A 24,585-nucleotide genomic window follows, 5' to 3' on the forward strand; every position below is an offset into this window, starting at 1 on the left:
CCGCTTGGCTTAAACATATTGTAGCGTTCAGGATAAGGACGTCTGTTGGACAAAATGCTGTTTTTATTGAACAAAACAATCATTTTAGAATAATCCGGTTTGCAGAGACCTCGTTCATATACTGTTTGGGCGTCGTTCCAGCGATTCGCTTGAACATTCTGGTGAAGTGGCCCTGGTCCGAGAAGCCGGCCCGGTCTGCAATTTCCTTCAAACCGTATTCTCCCTTGCTGATTAGCAGCTTGGAATATTCAATCCGCAAGCGAATCAGATAATGATGGGGTGTATGCCCCGTCTGCTGTTTGAACAGCCGAATATAATGGGACAGGCTGAGGGCAGCCCGGTCGGCCAGCTCCTGAATGGAGAGCTCCGCCTCCAGATTTTCTTTCATATATTCAATGGACTGATAGATTTCCTGATTGGTAGTCATTCTGGAGGGCGTACTCCCCGTGCATACCTGGGAATAGTGGTTCAGGAGATGCAAGGTGAGCATATTGGAGAGTGAATCACTGTATATTTTCCCTTGTCTGCCACCATTCTGTAGCTCTTCGAGCAGCCAGAGGCCTAGTTGCAGCAGCTTGGGGTCCTTGACATAATACTTTAGCTGCAACTGAATAAACCCTTCCTTCAGCAATCCTGATTCGCGCGCGATGTGCTCCAGATATGAAGGGGGAATTTCAATTTGCAAAAAATATAGTGAAGCCTTTCCCCAGGAACAAAGAACGGGTTCTCCTGCAGGAAGGATATGAATGGTGTAGTAATTCTCATAATAAGCCGAACAATGGATACCAATCTGATGCTTCGTTCCGGTAAGCCCCCCGGCAGCATGCTGAGGACTGGGCCACCGGGCCACCTGCAGATGATCCCATCCAAGGGCTTGGCTTGTGAGTACAGGTTTGCTGTCGGCCGGATACACTCTTTCGATTGTTCTCATCCTATCACCCCTTTTCACCACGTTAGCAACCTACTATGCGGGATGTATAAACTGTGGGTAAAAGAGTTCACTATTTTGAATGTGAAGCGGCACTGTTACATTTGGTTTGACGATCTGTCTTACAAAAACAGGCTGCCAACAAATGAATGTTAGCAGCCCTGAATTTTTCTTTACTTTTATCCTGAAGGCAGATGAACCATCACCGTCGTACCTTCACCTACCTGACTATTGATTTCGACAGTTCCCTGATGCAGTGTCACTATTTTCTTGACGATCGCGAGACCCAGGCCGTTACCGCTAATGCTGCGGTTTCGCGACAGGTCTGTTTTATAAAATCGATCAAACACATAATCCAGCTGCTCTGGCGCTATTCCTATGCCCGTATCCGTTATTGTGAAGAGAATTTCATTCGTTAACTGAGTCGTGCGTATATGAATATGCCCACCTGCAGGCGTAAACTTCATGCTGTTCCCCAGCAGATTCATCCAAACCTGGTTTAGCTGGTCCCGATCCGCTGTAACTTGAATCGTATCTGTAAGTTCCAGATGAACCTGAATATTTTTGGCGGACCACTGCGGCTCGCAGGTCACGATAATTTGCCGAATCTGCTCGTCAAGATGATACGTGGTGGCTTCGAATGGATGATGATCCGAGTCCAGCGATGCAAGCTCCAGCAGATTGTCGCTAAGTCTGGATAGCCGTCCACTCTCTGTAATAATAATATCGAGGTAATAATTACGGTCAGCCTCCGCGACCAGGCTACTGTTTTTCATCGCCATGGCAAAACCGGAAATGGATGTGAGCGGGGTTTGTATCTCATGAGATACACTGGAAACAAAATCCTGTCTCATCTGTTCCAGCTGTTTAAGCTCACTCGCCATTTCATTAAAACTGTGCGTCAAAGCCCCCATTTCATCCACACGTTTCGTTTGGATTTCCACGTCAAAATCACCCTTCGCCAGCCGCTTGGTTGCCCGTGTCAATACCTGGATCGGTTTCACCAAGTACCTTGCAGCAATAAGGATACAGAGGCTTCCAATAAACAGTGCGAGTAATAATATCAGGAAGACCATCCGATTAATGATATTTTCGTTCTGCGGGGAATATTGCATAAACACGGCGTGTGACTCCCCCTGGAATGGAAAAGGAATGCCGATAAAGGTCTGATCCACCTCAGCCGGAGATCGATAGACGTGGCCCTGCAGCACCATTTGAACCACCTCTGGTGCAATATGAACCGTATCCGTATTGTCCAGATTATAGTACGTTGCGTTGCCGGAAGCGTCATATAGATGAATGGGATAGGTGGATACCTTCACCATACTTTTGATGAAGGCATCCCTGTCCTCAGGTTGCGTTTGCTCATAGAGATGTATCATCTCCTCCCCTGCTGCAATCATATCGTTCTGTCCGATATGATTAACTTCTTTTTTGAACAGGAAGAGCCCCAGGAAGAAAGAGGTCAGCAGGCTGAAGATGATGACGACCAAAAACGTGCAAATAATCCGAACATATAAGGTTTTGATCATGTGATCACTAACCGGTAGCCCAAGCTGCGGGCCGTTTCAATCTGAAAATGGTGTGCATCGCCAGCAAATTTTTCCCTTAATCGCTTAATGTGAACATCAACCGTCCGGTCATCCCCTTCATAGTCGCTCCCCCAGATCTTCGTAATTAACTGTTCCCGGGTAAAAATCTGCCCGGGCTGGTTCGCCAGCATGAACAGCAATTCGAATTCCTTTAAAGGCAGATTGAGCGTTTCCTCTCCCCGGATCACTTGAAAGCTGCGGCGATTTAGCAGAATGCCACCTAGCTGTATGGTTTGGGAGGAGACAATCAGATACCTTTTCAGCAAGGCTTTGACTCTCATCACAAGCTCCAGAGGATCGAAAGGCTTCGTCAAATAATCGTCTGTTCCAAGCTGGAATCCCTTTACTTTCTGAGCCGATTCCCCCTTCACTGTAACCATTAAGAGCGGCATATTCAGATCCATGCGCCGGATCTCCCTGCATAGTTCCCAACCATCCAATCGTGGCATCATAATATCGAGAATGACCAGATCAATTTGGGATTTCTCAACAATCTCCAGTGCTTCCGCACCGTCTTTAGCCACTACGATCTCAAATCCCTCATTCCGCAAAAATAAGGTAATTAGCTCCCGAATATGCACATCGTCATCCACGACAAGGATTTGGGTCATATAAAATGCAGGCCTCCCATATCTTTCTTCTCCTCTTCCACACTGGGTGGAGGGTTCAACCAAAATGCCAGCCTAACAGATTCCAATGATAGAAAAATAAACACAAGGTTACTGCTGCTAGGGATACGAACGTATAGTGCGCACGCTTCGGTAACGTCCAATAGCGGTTCTTCCATGCCAGGATGTTCATTGTTACAAGCGCCACACTCCATCCCACAAGAATCAGAGGCATGAATAGGTAAAGACGCAAAGATAGTGGAATGTGGCTGAGTCGATCGATCAAATCCATGTTCATCACCAGAAATGCTCCACCCAGGGTCATCAATGACCAAATAGACGTCATGACCGACAGCCGGACTGCCCATTTCTGCACCCTTGGCATCTCTTTGTTTTCGCGTCTGTGATAAATCGCTCCCACCAATACGGTGATGAACAGAACGGCCGAAATACCGAGCAATGGGAGCCAGAACTTCGATTGATTCATCAATGGCGCAGGTTCCAGAGGCATTGGGTTCAACATATCCAAAAACAGATACGTGACCTTGCCCTCTTTATCCGTACGGAACCCCATCTGATGTGTGCCTCCGACCTCCTGGAATAAATTCACGCCAATCGCAGTGTATACTTGCTGATCTGCACCACTTCCAATAAAGAGCCGGTTATCCGAAACCTCAATATTGATCTGAGTCAGAAAACTGAAAAACGTATCGATCTTCGTGTGATTACGACGTGTGAATTGATAGGAACCTGCATATTTCTCCAGAGGCTCCCCCAATTCAATAGAGGTTGCAGCAGGCTGCTTAGCCGTCTGGGCAGGATAGTAACGATCAAAAAAGGCTTGGGCCAACCCTCCCGCTGCCGTTCCACCTTCCCCTCCACTATAGGAAACAAAAATACCCATTTGTTTGTCCGGTACAAGATAAAGCTCTGTATTAAACAGCTCGTCGGCCCCTGCATGAGAGATCACACGCAATCCATTCATATTCAACTCGTAAAAGCCCAGATCCATGGCGGGTAAACGTTCGTCAAACTGGAATGCCGGGGAATGCATAAGCCTGGCGGTTTCCGGCTTGAGAATTTGCTTATCCTCATATCGCCCGTCCTGTAGATGGGCAATCATGAAGTGAGTCATATCGTTCGCCGAGACACTGCCTGATCCCGCAGGCCGGAAGCCTCCCTCAAACGTTGGCCGCTTAGTTACAAACTCTCCATTGGCTCGGGCGTATCCTAGCACCGCATAAGGCTCCAAAGGCGCTGGAACAGGCTCCTCTACCGTAGCATAATTCATGCCCAGCGGATCAAATATATTTTTCTGTATATAGTCATTATAGGCAACACCACTGACTTCTTCGACGATAAGTCCCGCGAGTGAGGCACCATAATTGGAATACGCCAGCATCTCGCCTGGAGGCTTAACCCGTGCAGGCATATGCTTCGCCATGGTTTCAGCAATAGAGACGGGGAGTTTCTCCGGATCGGTAGTGATCTGATAACCTACACCGCCTTCCTCGAAGCCTGCGGTATGGGTCATGAGATGGCGTAACGTAATCGGCTCCGCATAGGTTTTCGGTATTTTCACCGTTTTTAGATAGGTGTTGACGTCTGTATCGAGATCAAGCTTTCCCTCCTCGACCAATTGCATCACAGCGGTCCATGTGAACAACTTTGTTGTCGAAGCGATACGAAACAAGCTGGTCTGGGGATCAACGGGTTTATTTTCTTCGATGTTCGAATGTCCGTATCCTTTGGAGAGCAGAACCTTTCCATCCTTCACAATCGAAATGACTGCGCCCGGAATTTGTAAGGAGTTCATTTGTACATCCATCATCCCATCAATGAATGCTGCTAGTTGAGCTTTGTCATCCAGGTTCGCAGCAGCTCTCTGATCCAATTTACTGGAATTCAATCCGGGAGCAGATACCGCAGCCGCTACGGGTGACATTGTCCCTAACCCCATTGCTCCTAATGTAATGCATAACAACACCAGTACCATCATTTTGCCAAAAATCTTCCTAATCGACGATGACATAATCAACCTCCACCACTCCGCATATTTTTTAATAACGGTTCCTCTTGCTTTCTTTCGAGAGCATATCAAGAACGTATGAACGGAGCGTGAACATTTTTGTCATTATTTGCCAAAGAGGATTAACTTCAGTAAGATAGAGGAAGATTGTATTAGAAAAGGAGACCTATTTTTCGAGAAGCACCCTCGTAATGAATTTAAGAATACATATTCCAGATCATTTATTTACCCCATGGGGATAATTGGGGCCGTTCATTTGTTAGCTTTATTAATGTAATAGCATCAGATTGTATATCAAGAAATAAGAAATTTTATGACCGCCGTGAAAATCACGGCATTCGCTGCCTGAGAGGAAATCCATAAACTTCTAGGGGATGCCATTTTTAATGAACAGATGGCCTCTGGACCATGGTGAGCAGAACATATTGAAATAGTCCCGTTCAACTCGGTGAGGTACACCAAATTAAGCGCTGTGTAAGCATATGCATTTATAGTAGACTGGGGAGAAAAGGTCCAATCATTCGGGAGGTCTGCTTATGCAAGAGCAACATGTAGCACGAGTCGAACTATTCGTTTCCAACAATCAGATCATCAAAAAATCATTCAAGTGGCAAAATGTGATGATGCACCGTCTGGCGGCCCTGCTATATGCAGCGGAAAATAAACAAGCCGATGGTGATACCATCCGTCAAAGCCATGAATTGATCAAGCAAAACACGAATCTCTTTTCAGTCTTCCGGGGAAATTCGGCGATTAGCATCGCCACCATGCTCTCGCTTACGAAAGAACAGGAAACGAAACTGGCAGATACCCTTCTGATCTATGATCTGATGAAAAAGAACAAATTTCGCACATCTGATTATCTGGTCATTGCGGCCTATCAGATTGCAGCTCACGCGAAGCCGGACCAGTTCGAGCATAGGGTGGAACGAACCAAAACATTTTACGATCACATGAAAGCCCAGCACCGCTTTCTTACTGGACAGGACGATTATATTTTCGCTGCCATGCTGGCCCTTTCCGATCTTGACGTGGAATCCGGTGTAACTCGTATGGAGCACCTCTATACTGAACTCAAACCTGAGTTCTCGCCGGGGAATAGCGTGCAGGCATTAACGCAGGTGCTGGTCTTAGGAGATGACAATCCGGACGCGGGCGCTCGTGTACTCGCATTAAACGAAGCATTCCGCAGGCGGGATATACGAATGGACAAAATGTACACTCTGCCCTCCCTGGGGATACTCTCCCTGCTGCCTGCTGACCGAGATACGCTAGTAGCACAAGTTGAGGAAACGTTTGAATTGTTGCGTACACAGAAAGGCTTTGGTGCCTGGTCGATTAACAAACAGGAATTGCTGCTGCTCTCGTCTTCGCTGGTGGCAGTGCAATATGTGGAGGATCTGCGAAACGGCGTTCTGACCACAGCTATCTCCACTAGCATCACCAACATTATCATTGCCCAACAGGCGGCCATGGCCGCTGCTGCAACATCGGCTGCCGTCGTTGCTTCGTCCTCATCGAGCTAGAGGTCCTGAAGTATTCATAAAAAATAAGAAGGCCCTCTGGTACCCTCCAGAAGGCCTTCTTCATTTGAATACAGCGTTGCTGTTAGTTACTACTCCCCCACGATACCCGTGCCACGAAACTCCTCAATGAAACTATTCAGCCAATCCGAACCATAATCCAGTGCACCCATATCACTCTCAATAAAAGCAACATCCAGACCCATAACCCAAAATCTGCGAGCAATAATGAATAAATCTACGGCCTTTTCATCTTGTGTAGAGAAGTATCGAATGGAACGATAGCCCTTCAAGAGCGCATTCCATAATACTTCTCTCTGCTCACCAGACTGTCTCTTCCGAGCCTTGACCTGTGCCAGGTCGTAAGAACGCCAGCCTTTAGCCGCCCACTCAAAGTCATAATGGATAAACTGACTGTCCTGTTGAAAAGCGTTATTGTTCCCATGCATATCACCATGACACAGCCCTGTATCCAAACCTTGTTTGGTAGCGACGACGATGCGTTCTTTTAACTCTCTGGCAAACGTATGTAGAAATGTTGATGCTTCATTTTTCTCACCGATGTAGTTAATGATTCGTTCAAGAGGCTCGTCAATTAGAAACTTCGTATCCAACTCATATCGTGGCAGCTCTGCAACCGCGTGATCCATGGCGTTATGCAATTCAGCGGCAGATTGACCAAATTTGTAACATGACTCTTCATCCTCAAGATTATTCTCCGTCCCCTCGATGTAGCGAAACATTACGGCCATTCGTCTGCCTTCTGCGGCATCCAGTACGGTATATCCGCTGCGATCTTTCTTCTCGATGTACTCTCCAATATCGGTGTGTACAGATGAACCTAGAATGCCCTTTAATTGAGATAACAGGGATAGTTCGTAACGTACGTCGTTTTCCGTAATTTCAGAACGGTAGACACGAAGAATATACATGCCAGTAGATGTACGTACCCGGTAGGTATCATTTAACCCCCTCAGCCAAAACAAACATTCTTCCCAAGTTCCGATTTCATACTGATCCCTCAATGCAAACTCCAGATATTTAGGGTTGAGCACTGAACGCAAAGCAGTCGGTTGATTAAACATATGTATGCTCCTTATGTTTGGTATGATCTTTACTCTAGTTACAGAATAAATAAATCTCTCATCTATCAACCTATAATATAGTATATTTTTCATTTATTTTCCAGAATGTATATTTTATTAAAAGAATAGTCCCTCTCCCCCTAACGTTCCGTCCCTATTCAGCGGATTATACAGGGCTATTTGCCTTGGTTCGTATCCCCGGCTCCAGCACACCTTTACGCTCAGGAAGAGCCCCTGCGCTCGACAATGTGGCACATTCACGAAAGGCAAAATGTTTGCATCCCAAGCATTTCTGATGATCCAGATGTAATAAAGCATAATCGATTGCCTCACCTGTATGCTCAAACATATGGTCAGGAGCTATTCGTTCAGCCAAACCCGTTCTTTTCAGCATCTCCATCGGCTGGGCCTGGATTCCAGAAAATAGAACTATTCCGTTTGATCGCTCAAAATGTTTCAATATACTGGCCAAATTGGATTCACCTGTGGTGTCGATAAAGGGGACTTTACTCATGCGCAACAGTAAAATGCCTGGCCGCCGATGAATTGAATCCATGACCGATTTCTCAAACGTGTCCGCTGCTCCAAAAAATAATGGACCTTCAATCGTATACATGCTCATTTGAGGACAGTCATGACCGTCATGAACCATGTGAGCCATTACTTTTTCGTGCTTATGGTCGGGATCAGGCAGCACTTTGGCAACCTTCAACATCTCACTCATGCGCTTCACAAATAACAGAACAGCCAGAATCAATCCAACCTCTACAGCCGTTGTTAAACTTGTGAATACAGTTAGCAAAAAGGTGATGAGTAACACGAGCGAATCGCTTGTTCTCGTTTTTAACACATGTATGAACGATCTCCGTTCACTCATATTCCAGGCAACCATCATCAGGACTGGAGCCATACTGGCAAGTGGAATATGCGAAGCATACGGTGCGAATAGAACAAGTACCAGCAGGACCACTACGCCATGAATAACCCCCGACAATGGTGATACAGCCCCGGATTTAATATTCGTAGCCGTACGCGCAATCGCCCCTGTTGCAGGAATACCCCCAAATAGTGGTGTCACCATATTAGCAATCCCCTGTCCAATCAGCTCCCGATTGCTGTTATGGCGACTTCCAGTCATGCCATCGGCAACAACAGCAGACAGCAACGATTCGATTCCACCCAACATGGCGATAACAAAGGCCGGTTGTAGCAAGTTCACGATTCGCTCCCAAGTGATCTCCGGCACATGAAACTGAGGCAAGGAGCTTGGTATGGCGCCAAAGGACGATCCAATCGTAGCAACCTGGCCTTCAAAAAAGAACGCTGCGACTACCGTCGATAGTACCAGCCCGACCAGTGATGCAGGCACCTTTGGTGCAAATCTCGGCACAAGCAAAATTACAGCCAGACAACTGCCTGCTGTCAGCAAGCTGTATAAATTAACGGTTGAGATATGCATCCCGATCTCCTTCATGTTGGACCAAAAATCTTCATGTTTCTCAATCCTGCTCAGTCCCAGAAAGTTAGCAATCTGCCCACTGAAAATAATGACGGCGATACCAGCGGTAAAACCGACGGTCACTGGCCGAGGTATAAATTTGATTAACACACCGAGCTTCAACAGCCCCATTAGTACCAGCATTATTCCGGCCATAATCCCGGCAATCAATAAATTTTCATATCCGTACTGCATCACGATTGCGAAGAGAATCGGAATAAATGCACCTGTCGGCCCGCCAATCTGGAACTTGGACCCACCCAGCAAGGAAATGAGAATCCCTGCAATAATTGTCGTGTACAAGCCATACTCCGGCTTAACTCCGGAAGCGATAGCAAATGCCATTCCCAGCGGAATTGCAATAATGCCCACAATCAACCCTGATAACAAATCCTTGCGAAAAGCGGATGCATTGTATCCTGCAAATCTCCCCATCCATTTCATCTATTTTAACCTTCTTTTCTTTATATATTTGAATATTTGAATATAATAAAAAGACTACTCCCAAGGACGGCCCCTGTCAATCGTAATGCTCACTTTTGCCAACCAGATCATAACGCAAAAAAACAAGAAGTTCCCTGCACTTGCCTCCCGGTTCCCCTTGTTTATTGTGTTTAAGTATCTTTTCGAATGTCTTCAAGCATCGAAATGGCGTCGACCAGATGATTATCAAAAATCTGCTTGGCGACTGTCAGCAGGTCCTTGATTAGAGGGTCACGAAGTGAGTAGATAACCGTGGTTCCTTCCTTGATTCCCTGGACAACGTTTTTACTGCGTAACACAGCCAACTGTTGTGAAACGGCGGAGCCTTCTGATCCGAGAATACTTTGCAACTCATTGACGTTTTTCGCTCCATCACTAAGCAACTCCAGAATTTGTATCCGCATCGGGTGCGCCAGTGCTTTGAAAAAATCAGCTTTGAACTGTTGAATGCTTTGATTCATACGTAATGCCCCTTTATTCAAACTTTTGAATGTATGAATATAATATCACACATAAGTCAACAAGAGCAGCAAGCCAACACGAAGAGCAAGTGTCATTTCCCTGCCTTGACCTTGAAGTATACTTCAGACTTTTTATCCAAAAATGAATCATGTCTTTGTGCTTTTTCCTATTCCTGAAAAAGGATGCAAAGAGAAAAATCATTGATATTATTCAACATTAAATCGTTGTTTTTGATGTCCTTATATCCACTTTCGTTTATAGCAAATTAACTTATCGATCCAGTCGGAAATAAAGGCCTTTGTGGAGAGATGATCTCTCCGCACAAGCTTTTTTGTATAACTACCTAAGTCTTGAATAACTGGATTATCTATCAAATTTATCCTTGTTCAGCAAATGTGCGTCCTTTACAATAACTTTAGAAATAACATTTAAAATTGCATGTATCTCGATTTCTTTATTAATCAATCTCTAATGGTATAGCACTTCCTTAATTACGATATAAGCTCTTACTTGAGTTTATATAAAAAAATGATACAGGAGGCTATCTAATGTTCAGATTCATTTTACCGTCTTCCAAGCTATTATTGATTTGCTGTCTGCTGGTGCTTTCAACGGTAAGCATGCTGTTCAACAGTCCAAAGGCGTTGTCACATGGCTATGTAGAAGGGCCGGCAAGCCGCGCTGCACTGTGTGCTTCGGGGGTCAATCAGGATTGCGGCAGTATCGTGTATGAGCCCCAAAGTCTTGAAGCGCCTAAGGGCTTCCCTGGTGCTGGACCTACGGACGGCCACATTGCAAGTGCTAACGGTGTGTTCCCTAAGCTCGATGAGCAATCCGCTACGCGTTGGTCGAAAGTGAATATGTCTAGTGGCAGTAATACGTTTACTTGGAAGCTAACAGCTAACCATTCAACAGCAAGCTGGAAATATTATATTACGAAAACGAACTGGAATCCGAATGCACCTCTATCCCGTGATTCGTTTGACCTGACACCGTTCTGTTCCGTTGCCTATGACGGAAAGCAACCTCCGTTTAGTTACACCAACTCTTGCAACGTACCCGAACGTAGTGGTTATCATGTGATTCTAGCTGTCTGGGAGGTTGCGGATACTCCCAACGCCTTTTATAATGTCATCGACGTGAACTTCGCTGGGACGAATCCGGTTGACAATGTAGCTCCAACACCTCCAGCCTCTCTTGTATCGACTGCAACTGCAGCTACGAGCACATCCTTATCCTGGAAGGCTTCCACAGATAATGTAGGTGTAACAGGATATAAAATTTACAACGGAACTACCTTGGTTGGGAATGTGTCCGGTACAACTACAAGCTATACGGTAACGGGGCTGACAGCAAATACAGCTTACACCTTCACTGTCAAAGCAGTCGACGCAGCAGGCAACGAATCTGCAGCCAGTAATATTGTAAGCGTTACCACAACTGCACCTCCCGCTAATGACACTATTGCACCGACATCTCCAGGCGGGCTGCATGTGATGGGAACACCGACCGCATCCAGCATCCAGCTGATGTGGACGGCATCCACGGATAATGTAGGAGTGACAGGGTATAAAATTTACAACGGCTCTACTTTAGTTACAACGACATCCGGGACGGCAACGTCCTATACAGTAACCAATCTTGAAGCAAACACGACCTACAACTTCTCGGTTTATGCTGTTGATGCGGCAGGCAACCAATCAGCTGCAAGCACGGTCAGCGGTAAAACAGCCGCAGCTTCAACTGCACCTGCATGGGCAACCAACACCCAGTACACAGTGGGTACCATCGTCAGCTACAATGGTTTGACGTATAAATGCCTCCTTACACACAAGTCTCAAGTGGATTGGATCCCTTCGGCAACACCAACCCTCTGGCAATTGCAATAACGGGATTGACTGAGGATTTAAAAGAATTTCATATAGATCCTGATTATAACCACAGCCGGTCCATTTTCATGGGACCGGCTTTATTACATCATGCAAAATAAGACGCTTCCGGAAGGATTCACGAAACGTCTTATTACTTGCTTTTTTACGTTCCCATACCGAATTTATCAAGCCAATGGGTAATCTTGTTATCATACGACCTCATTGCTAACCTCAAACGTCCATCTTCCATGAACGACTGAACGACTGACTTAACGCTGAAAAAGCGATCGCGTTATAATTCCAAGAGCATTTCATACTGGCCAACATGATACGCAAAGCCTGATTTGACCAGGAAATCTTCCGTCGGTTTCAGATGAGATTCCACATTGAGGACACTGATTCCAGGAGATTCTGTGCGTTGGACCATCTCTGTCAGGATGCTGCTTGCAATACCTTTGCCCCGGTAATTTTGGCTTACTCCGAGCTGTGGAATATCACCTGTTTTTTTATCTATAATGCCATAGCCAACAATGCTATGATTCTGTCGTGCAACCACATAGATAAAAGCTTCCGGCACAGCGTAGATGGAATCAATTGAATTTTGCCAGGAGGGCTCCACATCCCAAAATTCCTTGAACTGCTCCAGATCGATTCTCTCCACACATTCCACCGTGCAGGTCGTTTGCGGTATGAATTTATCTTTTTGCAACTGAAAACATGAAAATCCCCTTTGAATTTTGAAGTTTTGTTTACTGTAAAGCTGAACTGCAGATTCGTTGGATTGGATGACTTCTAACAAATATTGCTCTACATTTTTTTCTTTTAGCAGCATTTTTATATTCAAGAGCAGATCGCTTGTTATGCCCTGCCTTCTGTATTCTTTTACAACACCTGTCCCCATGTCGTATGCAGTTGCCTTTCCATTCCAGTTTCGAAGTCCATTGATAACAAATCCGACCATTCTCTCATCCTTAAAGGCCCCCATAGATATTTCGGGATGATAACCCCTTCGTTGGAGCATTTGTTGAAACTTCCAAAAAGGCAAATCCATTTTAACCTGGTAATCGGAAAACGCATCCACAAACGCTTCGTGCAGTGTTTCCAAACTTATCTTGTCCAACATTTTATAACTGTACATCAGGGCACTCTCTCCTTTGAAAAGATGAAAGCAATAACATATTAGGGCTCATGTTCTCCTGCCCTTATTTAAATATTCCACTAAATAATGTTAACACTATACAGTAAGATCCGCACTATAAACGTTATAGAATAAGAACAACCGAGCAAAAATTAGGAATAAAATTATGATTTCGATTAGTTTATTCAGTTAGTGGAAATGTTCAAATGGTTTGCTTTATAAAATATTCATGAGTAAAATTCCTTTTAACTAAAATAGACCGCTCCCTAGTTAAGGAATACGGTCTATTGATTCATTATTCTAAGAGGATACCGATTTTGTTAAAGCAATTTCGGTGATCTTGGTGTCATACGGATCTAATTCCACGGTTTGTTTTCCATACTCGGTATCGATCGTTGCGGTTTGAACTTGGTCACTGTTGTTAATGACGACCAATATTTTGCTTTCTGGATAATACGCACACTCGGTATACAAGTTATCTGTAATGTACCTCGATTCATGGAATTCATTGCCGGCATATCGAATCAAATTTAGCAGCAGTCTTGTATTTTCCCAGCTGAATTCGAAGGAAGGCAGGTAGATCCCTTTTCCTTTACCAAAGTCATGTGTAGACAGTGTGATCATACCATCCGTTTCACTCACTACAGCTGCTGATCCATCGGTGAGATAAATGTTATTTTTAGGAAGTATGCTGGCCCCTTTAGGCACCAAACCATGCTCATCACAAGCCTCATACGTCCATTTTCCATGAACGACTCTGGCGCCTGTATCCTCATCCACTCCAAGAACATGTGCCATTCTGAAAAAGCTGTCATACCCTTCTACCGCCGATGGCTGCTTGATGCCAATAAAGGTACCGCCTTCATATACCCATTTGGTCAGCAGGTCCACGCACTGGTGGTCATTCCAATGCGCTCCGCCGCTCCAGGCCGAACCAGCAGAGCCAGCATTAATGACGACGTCAATATGTTGCAATGCGCCCTTACGGATATCTTCAAAATCAATGAACTGCACATCAACCGGTAAGCCAGACAAAGCTTCATTTACATGAATCAAGTCATGCATATACGTCTCATGGAAATGGCCGGACAAGGTCCACGATCTTAATTTGCCCCAGCTATGCAGAACCGCTACCTTTGTCTTCATCTGATAGGGCTTGCCCGCGTGATGCAGCTCTTTCATTTCCCTGAACTCGTTGGTAATTTTCTCGATGTAATCAACAAAATCCGGGTAAGGTTCAACCAGATGCAGATATCCACCCAATCCAATCCGGTCCATCGGCTCTCTGAGCAAAGCGCGCCTTATATTGATCCAATACTTTTTGGCATCCAGCGTGGGATCTCCCCCCTCCTTAAAGGTAGGAAGTCCTCCTAAACCCACCGGGAATAAGTATGGATGCAGTCTTATCTCATGGGTGTCGACCTTGATGCCCGAACACATCCTTGCCTCGTAACCGGAGAACACACATTTAATCATGCCGTCGAATCCAAACTCCTGAAAGCGGTCATTGTAAGGCTCCATACCAACCCAGCTGTCATCATAGAAGACATACGCCAGCTTGCCGTGGTTATGCACGATATCAATTAACTTCTTCCCAAATCCGATGACAAAATCATTGATAAATGCCATCCAGTCCAGCTTACGCTGCTCAGCCGGGATATGACTTACCTGATATTTGCCGCCATTCACAAAATCCTCCGCAGAAAGCGAGTATCCATATTTTTTGGCAAACAGATCAAGCGCTCTTGAACTTACCGTAAAATCGTATGAACCCCAGTCTGAGAACAGATGGCGATTACGCTCGTCGCTGCCCCAGATCCAGGCGAAATTATAAAATAATGAGGTGAATCGAACCACCGTTGTTTCCTGATGCTGCTGACTCCAGCTTTCCATCCAGTCCAGCAGATAGGTCTGCGTTTCCGAATAGATCGGATCAATTTGCATCAAGTGCTCTTTGTCCCAATGGTTCGTGGTGTGATTGTACATCGAAATCTCTTCCCAAATCCGATAGGCCATGAAGCTTACGGTGTATTTATGCCAAGGGACGATACCGGTAATTACTACATGGCCGGATTCCCTTTCATAATTCCACTGCCCTCTTGGCACTTCCTCCCCGGTTGTCCGGTCAAAGACCTGCCAATATTTAAACGCCTCTTTGGAATCATTCACCCTGAATTGTTCAGCAAAAAAATCCTCCATCAGATAGAACGATACATAATCTTGTACAGCTACCTTCGGATTCGTAATTAGAAAACACTGCTGCAGCTTATCGGAATTACGGGTTGCCCACTCGTTATGATCCCGAATGATACAGATGGTCGAATAAATGCCATACCCAGCGTTAATAATCTCATCGGACAACTGCGTGCCGTCACTGTCACGAATGACATCGGCTCCCCACCGTTCGGCAAGTTCCAAAGTCAGTGCCTCATAACCGGATTCTCCCGGTAGTGTAAAGGAGCCTTTTGTTGGTTTGGACAACGTGGTTCCCTCCCTATTTCAACATGTCGGATAGAAAAGCCAATGCCAAGCCCTGACCCCAGCCCTGAATCCAGTCTTTTGGAATATTGCGATACCCCTCCCGATCCTTCATCACCGCTGTACCGCCCGATACACCAAGCACGCGTCCATCTTCACTAATGTTGTTCAGGATACCTTCCAGTGCCTTTTGCACATATTTGGTATGCAATGGATTGCCGTTATTGATCATGGCTGCTGCAATACCAGCGGAAGCAGAAACCTCTTCATAAGAATCCTCGTCATCCAAAACCGTACGCCACAAGCCATTTTCGGTCTGGACGAGCTTCAGAGCTGCCAGTTGATCCCGCAGTGAACACTCCACGTCCATGCACTGCGGATATAGATACCAGTCCTTCAATTGTGGTTTTACTTGTGACATAGTGTAGGCGCCCCAAGCGTTCGCTCTTCCCCAATATAATCCGGACATGTGGTCCTTGTTGACGTTATTGTAGCCGTGGTACCAAAAACCGCTGCTTGGATCCTGCAGGTATTTGATATGCCAGTAATATTGATTCAGAGCATCCTGGATCATTTCCTGATCCTTTATTTTGCTTCCTACACGGAGCAGGAAAAATGCCGCCATAAACAAGGTATCCGCCCATGCCTGCTCGGGAAAATCATTGGAAATAGAAACGGTATGCTGCAGCACGTTATCTCCGAAACGAAGTGCATGATTTTGAAGATAATCCACCTTGCTCATCACAATATCCCAATATTTCTGGTTCCCTGTTTCTTCATATAAAGTAATCAGCATATGGCCCATGGCACATGTATTCACGGTCCAGTCCGGCAAGCCCAGCTCAATGTATTCATCCGCCCATTGGACAAGCCTGTCCAAATATTCCTGATTGCCTGTCGTTTGATAAGCTCTGGTTACACCATAGTACGCCACACCGCAAGGCCAATCCCACGTCAAATCCATGGCCAGTGTTTTCTGAGTAACGTTATCAATTACGTTTAAAATTTCTTCCCTATCATATTTCACTTGCAGCATCGATGATTCCCCTCTCATAGCGCACATGCCCCCAAATGCGCTTGAGAGCTGTCCGTCCTTGGTTTGAAAACGCTTTACTTCTTCCATTGTACGCAGTAAAATAGTGTCAATCTAAGCATATTCGCAACAAAACTGCGCAATTTCAATCATTTATGAATGGGAGTTATCGAATGTGCCCAGAAAAAAGCAGCCCATTATTGAATATCGCCACTACAGCTTGCCGATCCATTTTCCTATTCTGCTGTTAAGCGGTGAACGCTGGAAGATCTCCGATATCAAAAGTGAACATCTCCATTTCCATAACCATCTGGAGATTGGCATTTGCCATTCAGATAGCGGCATTATGGAGATCAAAGGTGAATCTGTACCTTTTAAAGCCGGTGATGTGACCTTTATCCCTAGATATCTTCCTCATACAACATATAGTTCACCCAACGAAGCCAGTCTTTGGTCTTATCTCTTTTTCTCGCCAGAGGATCTCTTTCAACATTCGTTTAAGAGCAATGCCTGCAGTAACTTCGAACCCAATTTGTGGGCAATTAAGGGACTGAACTGCATTTTAAACAGGGAGGAACATCCGAGGATTTATACCCTTGCGACATCGGTCGTAGAGGAATTGAAGCAGAAGAAACCTTTGTATCAGGAAAGTGCCTATGGCTTATTGTTATCCCTTTATATCGAACTCCTGCGAATCCATTCCCAAAGTGAAACCTTTGAAGATCAAGAAACACAGCCTAATCTAAAAGGTGATTTTGTCATTTCTCCAGTTCTGGAGTATATCACCAAAAACTATATGTCGCCCATTACCATCGATTCTCTGGCTGATCTGTGCCACCTAAGCACTACTCATTTTCGCAGAAAATTTCATGATATTATGGGAACTGCACCTCTGGATTTCCTGAATAGCACCCGGATTGAAGAAGCCTGCAAGCAATTAAAAACCACGGATGCCTCCATTCTTTCGATCTCCGAACAAGTCGGTTTTCAGTCCATCTCCAGCTTCAATCGCTGCTTTTCCAAGCTTATGGGGAAATCGCCGAAGGAATGGCGCAAAGGTGCACAGTCTGAAGTGCAGTCCGCGAAAGCGTCCATATTGGAGTTTACAGGGTGGATATAGGGAAGGGATATGTGCGATAGAGTTTATAGGCAAATTAAAGACGCTTCGAGAGCGAGTCTCGAGCGTCTTCTTACGTTCCTTGTATTATTAATCATTAATTCAACACGAATAAAGGGATTGATAAACGAGTCTACAGTACCTCTGTCGTAAGCGTAAACCCTTCAATCACGACATCTTCGTCCACTTCAATCATGATACACCGTCTGCCTTGATAATTCACCTGTTTCACATATCTCAGGTCTTGCGGGCTTACCGAAATCGTAGCAACTTTGGTTTCAATCTTAATGGACTTGGACGTAAACTTAGGCATCACACTGGTCGCTTTCATTTCATAATTCTTGTTATCGACGATAGTTTCAAATGCACGTTCCACTTTCTCCGACGTCAGATCCTCTACACCGCTTGCCGTCAACACACGTTCCAGGTCTTTATAATCCAGCTTCGGAGGTTCTTCCTCATGTGACTCTTCGTTAATTTCGATGACCCGGTTGATCTCCTCGTACACATGTGCAATTGTGGCTGAGTCGAGCTGTTCACCGGCCACTTCCTTCACGATATCTTCGAAGATCGCCCGTTCTTCCAGCGCTGTAACGGATCTTTCTCCATTCAATACATTTTCAACAAAATGCGGATCCGGGAAATTCGATTTCCCTGTACAATATAGAATACGATTAACATCGGAATAGTTGTCCGTCACACTCGGGTACAAGAAACCCTGCTCTGGTGTGCTTAATTTGACAACCGGATCGACAATCACGTTGTACTTAAATTCTCTCTCCACGTAATCAAACAAAAGTGTTTTCCGCTGCTTCTCCGTGGAATTCACACTGCACAGGATGAATGGATGTGCGAACACTTCGTTCTTCTCACTTTCTTCCGCTTCATCATTACGCGCCTTGGTCGGCAAGTAATACTGTCCACGCACGAACGTGATCACCATATCCCTTTCATACTTGGCATCTGCCAACATTCGTTCCACCAACAGGAGCATCAGGTCCTGCCATTCCTCCGGATCTCCTGTTACCAATGCTTGGTGAAGCATCACCTGAGCCGGCTCTTCCGCCTGCTCCTGAAACTTCAACTCAAACAATTTCTGATCCAGCTCACCCGTCAGCAATTTTTTGAAATTGCCCATGTACAGCTCCTGCTTCTCTCTGTCTACCAGCTCAAACGGATGGCGCTCCCAATGATAGATCTCGTTCGTTTCTTTCGTAATATACACGTTGAGAATATCGTAAATATTCAGTAAATCATGATCCATTTTAAACTGCTTGCGGATATGCGCGACTTCTTTTTTATTCATGATTCGTTAGACAACTCCTCAAGTAAATTGGCCTTACAAGTATAAACGATATAAAAAACCTTCGCTATATAAGTTCAACTAAAGAATATTTCCACTGGCACTCTGATGACTGAACAACCTTCCGATCACTGTTATCGTTATATGTCATCTGCGTTAACTAAACAGAAAGACGCATCAGGAATGATTCCCGTGCGTCTGTTCTCGTTTTAATAATTATGTTTTCGATTAACTGCTGCTCGGCAACACATCTGCATTCAACAGTAGTTCACGGCTGGGAGAAACTTTCCTCGCTTCACGTAGAAACAGTAATCCCATCAAAAGTGATACTACGCCAATAATAATCAGCAATGCCCCCAACTCCTGACTGTAGGCTGCCAGATCCCCGTCCCGAAAAGCCATACCACGAATCAGACGGTTAAGCCAGTTCATTGGTAATACCCATGCGAAAATTTGAAACGGTTCTGGAAATGCCAGCGGCGTTAGTTGAATTCCTGTAGCCAAAAAGGACGGATACAATACAAAACTGGTTCGTAGACTGACTTTGGACATGTCTCTGGCAGTGTAACCAATGAAGATACCCAGGAGTGACAAGGCGAAGGCATAAATAACCAGTGGGATGATAAAAAGATAAGGCTCCGCTTCAAATCGCATTCCCCCCACCTGCTTTAACAATCCATAGGATAGAAGCAGTGAAAGGGAACTCAACACAGCATAAGGTACACACCGTATCCATAGCTGGAAAGGTGACTTTCCGTTTGCAAACAGCTTCCCTTCCTGACGCAGCCGAGGCGTTATCGAGCCCGCTGCGCTTGTCGTAATCATCAATACTACAATATTCACAAAGCCAAGCACCATAAAACCAACATAACTGGAGGTTGGATTAAACAGCATCCGCTGCTGAAGGGATAACGGCGACACGATTCCTTTAGCTGTTTCGGCATCCATTCCTTTCTGGACGAGACGTGTCATGGAAAGGGTCATATTCTCCGTCTGGATAATTTCCTGAATCGCGGTCCGAATCCCGGTTAGCCCAGAGGGCATCGTGTTATCCATCAAGATGCCGATGTTCGTCGATTTCCCTTGTTGTTGACGCAATCCCAACTGATTGGGAAGCATAATGACGGCTACAGCCTGTTCATTGGCAAGCAATGTTTCCGGACTCACTCGGCTGGCATACACACTTTTGACGCTCATGTATTGTGACGCATTTATTTTGGAGATCAGCTGCCGTGAATATTCACTATGATCCTCATCTATGACAACAACAGGCGATTTGCTAATTTGGTTGTGCGAGAACATTAAACCGAAAAATAAGGCTGCAATAAGCGGACCAATAAAGATCAGGCGAACATACTTGCTGCCCAATACGTATTTCCACTCATCAATCAGTGATTTCATCAAGTTTCACCTCTGCTGTCATCCCCGGAAGCAAATCAGCATTTGAATCCATCGATATTCGGACCAGAAACATACTTAGATCCGCTTGCCCTTTTTCGCGCGACATACGCAGGCTCGCAAACTGTGGGGAAGATGAGATGGAAGTAACAACCCCGCTCACCTGTGTTGACTGATCCAAATACGGAAAATGAACATCAATGCTTTGATTCACTTCAATCTTTTGAATTTCACTTTCCTGCACATAGAGATCCGTGTAATAGTTATTCTTTTGCAGAACCGCCAGCGGAACTCCTGGTTGTACTTGATCCCCCTGCTTTATAGTAACTCGGTCGACCAATCCGTCATACGGTGCGAGTACATCCACTTCTCCTTCCTCAGCTGATTTTACTTTGAACAGCACCTCTCCCTCTTTCACAGAGTCACCTGCAGATGCACCCGCCTCTATAATCGCCCCAGGGCTATTTTGATAAAATAATGTCGTTTGCTCTGCCTCAAGTATGCCTTGTTTCCTGCTCTCCGCCTGACTTACCGCATCCTTTCCTTTCACAGCCAGAAGTGAACCTCCAGCAATGAGCACCAGCGCAATTCCGATATACAAACCTGCTTTTATCTTCATTCTTTTATCTCTCCCATTCTAATTCCTCGTATATATAAGTTGAACTAAAGAATATTTACACTGGACACTCCGATGACAGAACAACCTTCCGATCGCTGTTATCCCCAGATTTTTTGATTCCTTTTAAAAAGGGGTAAATCCGGGGATAAAGGCGAAGCATATGCTTCCGATGCAGCTTTCTTTCAGAAAGCTTTTAGCTCCGCTTCTTCAGGTTCTTTCTGTCCTCTCCGTTTTGTGTAAATGTTTAGTTCAATTTATATAGTTAACTTTGCTGCGCATGTTTGCTTTTCATTATCATTTTAGTGACCGCATTCTCGGCAGCCTCCATAATCACTTCGCCCAGAGTGGGATGAGGATGAATCGTCATAGCCAAGTCTTCCACGGTTGCACCCATCTCAATTGCGAGTGCAAGCTCCGATATCAGTGTGGATGCCTCCACGCCAACGATTTGTGCACCAATGACGATTCCCGAGGTCGGATCAGCTACAATTTTTACAAATCCTTCGGTTTCCCTTAATGCCAATGCTCTACCGTTGATCCCAAAAGACGATTTTCCAATAACCACCGGAATGGCTTGTGCTTTCGCTTCGGTTTCAGTTACTCCAACACTGGATAGCTCCGGATCAGAAAAGACAACCAGCGGAATCACCTTGTAATCCACTTTGGAGGTAAGGCCAGCAATGGCCTCTGCCGCTACTTTGGCTTCATAGGATGCCTTATGAGCGAGTGCCGGACCGGCTGTAATATCTCCAATAGCATAGATATGGGGGATCATTGTTCTGCACTGTTCATCCGTTTCAACCAGCCCTTTGCTGGTCACTGGCAAGCCCATTCGCTCCAGTCCTAACTGGCCATCTGTATTGGGTTTCCTGCCGATCGTGACCAATACATATTCCGCAGTAACCTGGTGCTGCTCCTGATTTTTCGAATAATACAGTGTAATGGAATCGGCATTCTGCTCCACCTTTTCAGCAATCGCTCCGGGTACGATCTGGATACCATCCGCCTTCAATTGTTTGACTACAGGGGCTGCAAGTTCCGGCTCAAATCCGGGCAATACTTGTGCTCCTCCCTCCAGAATCGTTACCTTTGTTCCAAATTTGGCATACATCTGCCCAAGCTCCACACCGATATAACCTCCGCCAATAACAACCAGACTACTCGGCACCTCCGCCAGAGACAGTGCTTCTGTGGAAGACAAGATACGTCCTCCAACCGGAAACGCTGGCAGCTCAATCGGACGAGATCCAGTTGCCAGTATGAGGTTTTCAAAAGAAATGCTATGGTCCTGTCCAGCTTGCTGGATCAGCGCTGTATGTTCATCCACCAGACTGGCCTCTCCTTCGAGAATGGTCACACCCGCATTCTTTAACAAATAGTGGACGCCACCTGCCTGTTTATTCACAACCCCCTGTTTAAAATGCTGTGCATTCTTAAATGTCGCTGCCGCGTCAACTGGATTGAACTGTTTGAACAAATCATAACGATGTGATTCCGCAATTAAGGCTTTGGATGGTATGCAACCTACATGCGTACATACTCCACCAAGCTGTTTACGTTCGACAATTGCCGTTTTCATCCCCAGTTGCACGGAACGAAGCGCTGCCACATAGCCTCCTGGACCAGATCCAATAACTAACGTATCTACAGATTCAAGCTTACTCATATCCCGATACCTCCTAAATTGAAGTCGATTTAAAATATGATGATCGTAATATATTATAACCATCATATTTTAAGACCGTCAACAACCGTATTTGCCCTTTTGTAATTCAACAGACATCCAGTCGCCAAATTGACAGGCTTTATTATGATGACTATAATATTTTAAAAGTATAGAAATTGATCTTAACGTAAACATTCAATTTCTATAGAATGATGAAGCTATGGAGTGAATGATAATGCCCTATCCCAAAGGCCATAAAATAAAAGTACGAGGTAAAATTGTGGAGAGTGCTGCTCGGGCTTTTCGCACCAATGGTATCCAGGACGTCAGTGTGCCGTTCATTATGAAGGGAGCCGGATTGACTCATGGAGGGTTTTATTCACACTTTGACAACAAGGAACAACTGGTCGCCGAAGCCTGTGAATATGCCATTAGTGATACCATAGCACTTCTTCAGAAAGTCGCGGATCAGGAAGAGCAGACCCCCAAAATTAATACAGTCATCGATTATTATCTCAGTCCCTATCACCGCGACAAAACGGAAATGAGCTGTATTTTCCCTGCCCTTTCCGGCGAAATATCCCGCTCTTCCGAAGAGGTCCGGCAGGTATTCACTCATGAACTGGAGCGGATGGTCACTTTTATCTCCAATTTAGCAGATATGGACATGTCCAAAGCTCGCGCACTGTTCAGTACATTGGTCGGCTCCCTTGTTCTTGCACGCTCTGTTAATGATCCTGAACTAAGCGACAGTTTTCTCGCGGCGGGCAGGCAGCAAGCCAAAGATATGGTTATGAAAGATTAGAAAACATAAAAAAAACACGTCCATAGTGGCGTGTTTTCTGTAAACTTTTGTGCAAATCGTTTTACCCGACAACTATTCAAATTAGCACCTTACATATTTACGCTTGAATCCAGTACGCCCTTTTTCCACTGCCTGTTGAATATTCGCAGAGGCATTCAGCAGCTTGCTCTTAGGCTTGTCCTTGTTCAATTCAACAGGTCCCACAGCCTTGGCCGTCTCCACTGCCTGATCGTGCAGCGGTTGATAGGATGTCGCGACGGTGTACAGGAAGTTGTTCATCGAATACTTGGTGCGTTCAGGTGATTCGTGAATCGTTTGCTCTACCTGTTTAAGCATATCGTTCAGCTTACTTTCGGAAAACTCAGCATCCTTCCGGCTTCCGAGTAACCAGCAATAACAGCTCCAGCCTGCTGACATTTTCAAATCATCCCCGCTCGCAATCCACTTGTCCGAAACCGTTTGGGCAATATCCGTCTCCGACAACGTGACGGAAACGATGAAGTCAGAGATCATGTAAAAATAAGCGGCATCGATCCAACGGTCAAAATCAGCTTCTGTCATCGCTTCGGGATCGGCAATCACACCAGCAAAGTACATGGCATCATAGTTCCCCGTAGCGTAAAGCAGCTCAGCCAAAGGTTGATCCTTTTTTATTTTCTTCGCAATTGGTTTCATCGCCCCGGTTGCTACTCCAAAAAGTGGTTCATGTGCACCATTCGACATGTATATTTTCTTTGTTCGTTCTTTCCCGAGTGCTTCAAGTTCTTGCATAACCTCTTCCAAATTCATTGTGCAAAACTCCTTTTTCATAGGACATATATATTTCTAATTTGCCGTTTAGAGGGAATACAGCTTGCGAGATGATCCGTACAACAATTTCATTTTCATTGTATCACAGCCTGTTGTCACGCTATACATCCAGATTCCACTAAATTCACTCCCATTCCAA

Annotated in this window: 19 protein-coding genes; 4 read left to right on the forward strand and 15 right to left on the reverse strand. The window is 45.3% G+C overall.

Annotation, left to right across the window (positions count from 1 at the left end; all coding sequences use genetic code 11):
- Positions 1-79: 79 nt before the first annotated feature.
- The 4 genes from Q0V21_RS23485 to Q0V21_RS23500 form a co-directional block, all read right to left on the reverse strand.
- On the reverse strand, positions 80-931 hold the full coding sequence (locus tag Q0V21_RS23485) for a helix-turn-helix domain-containing protein (RefSeq protein ID WP_024631304.1): 852 nt from the start codon (positions 929-931) through the stop codon (positions 80-82).
- 176 nt (positions 932-1,107) lie between these two features.
- The gene (locus Q0V21_RS23490; RefSeq protein ID WP_079350444.1) at positions 1,108-2,460 is read right to left on the reverse strand and encodes a sensor histidine kinase; all 1,353 of its coding nucleotides are present in this window, start codon (positions 2,458-2,460) and stop codon (positions 1,108-1,110) included.
- Complete coding sequence (locus tag Q0V21_RS23495; RefSeq protein WP_301880835.1) at positions 2,457-3,131, reverse strand: response regulator transcription factor; 675 nt, start codon at positions 3,129-3,131, stop codon at positions 2,457-2,459. Before Q0V21_RS23495 ends, Q0V21_RS23490 begins: the two co-directional genes overlap by 4 nt.
- A 55-nt stretch (positions 3,132-3,186) precedes the next feature.
- Positions 3,187-5,160 carry a serine hydrolase domain-containing protein gene (locus Q0V21_RS23500; protein ID WP_301880836.1) on the reverse strand — a complete coding sequence of 658 codons (1,974 nt, stop codon included), beginning with the start codon at positions 5,158-5,160 and terminating at the stop codon, positions 3,187-3,189.
- A gap of 533 nt (positions 5,161-5,693) precedes the next feature.
- On the opposite strand from Q0V21_RS23500, the gene Q0V21_RS23505 reads away from it, so the two are divergent.
- Entirely contained in the window at positions 5,694-6,683 is a 990-nt protein-coding gene (locus Q0V21_RS23505) for a DUF4003 family protein (RefSeq protein WP_079350447.1), read from the forward strand.
- An 89-nt stretch (positions 6,684-6,772) separates the two neighbouring features.
- Here Q0V21_RS23505 and Q0V21_RS23510 read toward each other — a convergent pair whose 3' ends face one another.
- From Q0V21_RS23510 to Q0V21_RS23520, 3 genes are all read right to left on the reverse strand, one after another.
- Positions 6,773-7,765, reverse strand: coding sequence for a phosphotransferase (locus Q0V21_RS23510; protein ID WP_301880837.1), 993 nt, complete (start codon positions 7,763-7,765; stop codon positions 6,773-6,775).
- A 166-nt stretch (positions 7,766-7,931) separates the two neighbouring features.
- A complete protein-coding gene (locus Q0V21_RS23515) occupies positions 7,932-9,707 on the reverse strand; it encodes a SulP family inorganic anion transporter (protein ID WP_301880838.1) in 1,776 nt (591 codons plus the stop codon).
- Positions 9,708-9,877: 170 nt separating this feature from the next.
- Positions 9,878-10,207 carry an ArsR/SmtB family transcription factor gene (locus Q0V21_RS23520; RefSeq protein ID WP_024631312.1) on the reverse strand — a complete coding sequence of 110 codons (330 nt, stop codon included), beginning with the start codon at positions 10,205-10,207 and terminating at the stop codon, positions 9,878-9,880.
- Between the two features lie 549 nt (positions 10,208-10,756).
- Here Q0V21_RS23520 and Q0V21_RS23525 point away from each other — a divergent pair.
- Positions 10,757-12,097: a lytic polysaccharide monooxygenase gene (locus Q0V21_RS23525; protein WP_301880839.1), complete on the forward strand. Its 1,341-nt coding sequence runs from the start codon at positions 10,757-10,759 to the stop codon at positions 12,095-12,097.
- A 274-nt stretch (positions 12,098-12,371) separates the two neighbouring features.
- Here Q0V21_RS23525 and Q0V21_RS23530 read toward each other — a convergent pair whose 3' ends face one another.
- From Q0V21_RS23530 to Q0V21_RS23540, 3 genes are all read right to left on the reverse strand, one after another.
- Positions 12,372-13,217 carry a GNAT family N-acetyltransferase gene (locus Q0V21_RS23530; RefSeq protein ID WP_301880840.1) on the reverse strand — a complete coding sequence of 282 codons (846 nt, stop codon included), beginning with the start codon at positions 13,215-13,217 and terminating at the stop codon, positions 12,372-12,374.
- 300 nt (positions 13,218-13,517) lie between these two features.
- Entirely contained in the window at positions 13,518-15,698 is a 2,181-nt protein-coding gene (gnpA, locus tag Q0V21_RS23535) for a 1,3-beta-galactosyl-N-acetylhexosamine phosphorylase (protein ID WP_301880842.1), read from the reverse strand.
- Positions 15,699-15,711: 13 nt separating this feature from the next.
- Positions 15,712-16,731, reverse strand: coding sequence for a glycoside hydrolase family 88/105 protein (locus Q0V21_RS23540; RefSeq protein ID WP_285079896.1), 1,020 nt, complete (start codon positions 16,729-16,731; stop codon positions 15,712-15,714).
- Positions 16,732-16,903: 172 nt separating this feature from the next.
- Between Q0V21_RS23540 and Q0V21_RS23545 the strand changes: the two genes are divergently transcribed.
- Positions 16,904-17,848, forward strand: coding sequence for an AraC family transcriptional regulator (locus Q0V21_RS23545; protein WP_301880843.1), 945 nt, complete (start codon positions 16,904-16,906; stop codon positions 17,846-17,848).
- A gap of 130 nt (positions 17,849-17,978) precedes the next feature.
- Here the strand turns inward: Q0V21_RS23545 and Q0V21_RS23550 are convergent, their stop codons facing one another.
- The 4 genes from Q0V21_RS23550 to lpdA all read right to left on the reverse strand — a co-directional run bounded on the left by Q0V21_RS23550 (position 17,979) and on the right by lpdA (position 22,831).
- Positions 17,979-19,151, reverse strand: coding sequence for a DUF4317 domain-containing protein (locus Q0V21_RS23550; RefSeq protein WP_024631318.1), 1,173 nt, complete (start codon positions 19,149-19,151; stop codon positions 17,979-17,981).
- Between the two features lie 225 nt (positions 19,152-19,376).
- A complete protein-coding gene (locus Q0V21_RS23555) occupies positions 19,377-20,549 on the reverse strand; it encodes an ABC transporter permease (RefSeq protein ID WP_301880845.1) in 1,173 nt (390 codons plus the stop codon).
- The gene (locus tag Q0V21_RS23560) at positions 20,533-21,165 is read right to left on the reverse strand and encodes a biotin/lipoyl-containing protein (protein WP_301880846.1); all 633 of its coding nucleotides are present in this window, start codon (positions 21,163-21,165) and stop codon (positions 20,533-20,535) included. The genes Q0V21_RS23555 and Q0V21_RS23560 overlap by 17 nt, the downstream gene beginning before the upstream one ends.
- Positions 21,166-21,427: 262 nt before the next feature.
- On the reverse strand, positions 21,428-22,831 hold the full coding sequence (lpdA, locus tag Q0V21_RS23565) for a dihydrolipoyl dehydrogenase (protein WP_301880847.1): 1,404 nt from the start codon (positions 22,829-22,831) through the stop codon (positions 21,428-21,430).
- A 235-nt stretch (positions 22,832-23,066) separates the two neighbouring features.
- Here lpdA and Q0V21_RS23570 point away from each other — a divergent pair, with 235 nt between their 5' ends.
- Positions 23,067-23,636, forward strand: a complete 570-nt coding sequence (locus Q0V21_RS23570; protein WP_079350458.1) for a TetR/AcrR family transcriptional regulator — start codon at positions 23,067-23,069, stop codon at positions 23,634-23,636.
- Positions 23,637-23,717: 81 nt separating this feature from the next.
- Here Q0V21_RS23570 and Q0V21_RS23575 read toward each other — a convergent pair whose 3' ends face one another.
- Positions 23,718-24,425 carry a DNA alkylation repair protein gene (locus Q0V21_RS23575; protein ID WP_079350459.1) on the reverse strand — a complete coding sequence of 236 codons (708 nt, stop codon included), beginning with the start codon at positions 24,423-24,425 and terminating at the stop codon, positions 23,718-23,720.
- Between the last annotated feature and the right edge of the window lie 160 nt (positions 24,426-24,585).

The organism is Paenibacillus sp. 11B (genome assembly GCF_030487755.1).
GTDB classification, from domain to species: Bacteria; Bacillota; Bacilli; order Paenibacillales; family Paenibacillaceae; genus Paenibacillus; species Paenibacillus vandeheii.

Bases quoted from the DNA above. Each gene is read 5' to 3' on its own strand.
- Q0V21_RS23515 (WP_301880838.1), bottom strand. From the start codon at position 9,707: ATGAAATGGATGGGGAGATTTGCAGGATACAATGCATCCGCTTTTCGC.
- Q0V21_RS23510 (WP_301880837.1), bottom strand. From the start codon at position 7,765: ATGTTTAATCAACCGACTGCTTTGCGTTCAGTGCTCAACCCTAAATAT.
- Q0V21_RS23555 (WP_301880845.1), bottom strand. From the start codon at position 20,549: ATGAAATCACTGATTGATGAGTGGAAATACGTATTGGGCAGCAAGTAT.
- Q0V21_RS23550 (WP_024631318.1), bottom strand. From the start codon at position 19,151: ATGAATAAAAAAGAAGTCGCGCATATCCGCAAGCAGTTTAAAATGGAT.
- Q0V21_RS23495 (WP_301880835.1), bottom strand. From the start codon at position 3,131: ATGACCCAAATCCTTGTCGTGGATGACGATGTGCATATTCGGGAGCTA.
- Q0V21_RS23560 (WP_301880846.1), bottom strand. From the start codon at position 21,165: ATGAAGATAAAAGCAGGTTTGTATATCGGAATTGCGCTGGTGCTCATT.
- Q0V21_RS23490 (WP_079350444.1), bottom strand. From the start codon at position 2,460: ATGATCAAAACCTTATATGTTCGGATTATTTGCACGTTTTTGGTCGTC.
- Q0V21_RS23525 (WP_301880839.1), top strand. From the start codon at position 10,757: ATGTTCAGATTCATTTTACCGTCTTCCAAGCTATTATTGATTTGCTGT.
- Q0V21_RS23505 (WP_079350447.1), top strand. From the start codon at position 5,694: ATGCAAGAGCAACATGTAGCACGAGTCGAACTATTCGTTTCCAACAAT.
- Q0V21_RS23520 (WP_024631312.1), bottom strand. From the start codon at position 10,207: ATGAATCAAAGCATTCAACAGTTCAAAGCTGATTTTTTCAAAGCACTG.
- Q0V21_RS23570 (WP_079350458.1), top strand. From the start codon at position 23,067: ATGCCCTATCCCAAAGGCCATAAAATAAAAGTACGAGGTAAAATTGTG.
- Q0V21_RS23530 (WP_301880840.1), bottom strand. From the start codon at position 13,217: ATGTACAGTTATAAAATGTTGGACAAGATAAGTTTGGAAACACTGCAC.
- lpdA (WP_301880847.1), bottom strand. From the start codon at position 22,831: ATGAGTAAGCTTGAATCTGTAGATACGTTAGTTATTGGATCTGGTCCA.
- Q0V21_RS23500 (WP_301880836.1), bottom strand. From the start codon at position 5,160: ATGTCATCGTCGATTAGGAAGATTTTTGGCAAAATGATGGTACTGGTG.
- Q0V21_RS23575 (WP_079350459.1), bottom strand. From the start codon at position 24,425: ATGAATTTGGAAGAGGTTATGCAAGAACTTGAAGCACTCGGGAAAGAA.
- Q0V21_RS23485 (WP_024631304.1), bottom strand. From the start codon at position 931: ATGAGAACAATCGAAAGAGTGTATCCGGCCGACAGCAAACCTGTACTC.
- Q0V21_RS23540 (WP_285079896.1), bottom strand. From the start codon at position 16,731: ATGCTGCAAGTGAAATATGATAGGGAAGAAATTTTAAACGTAATTGAT.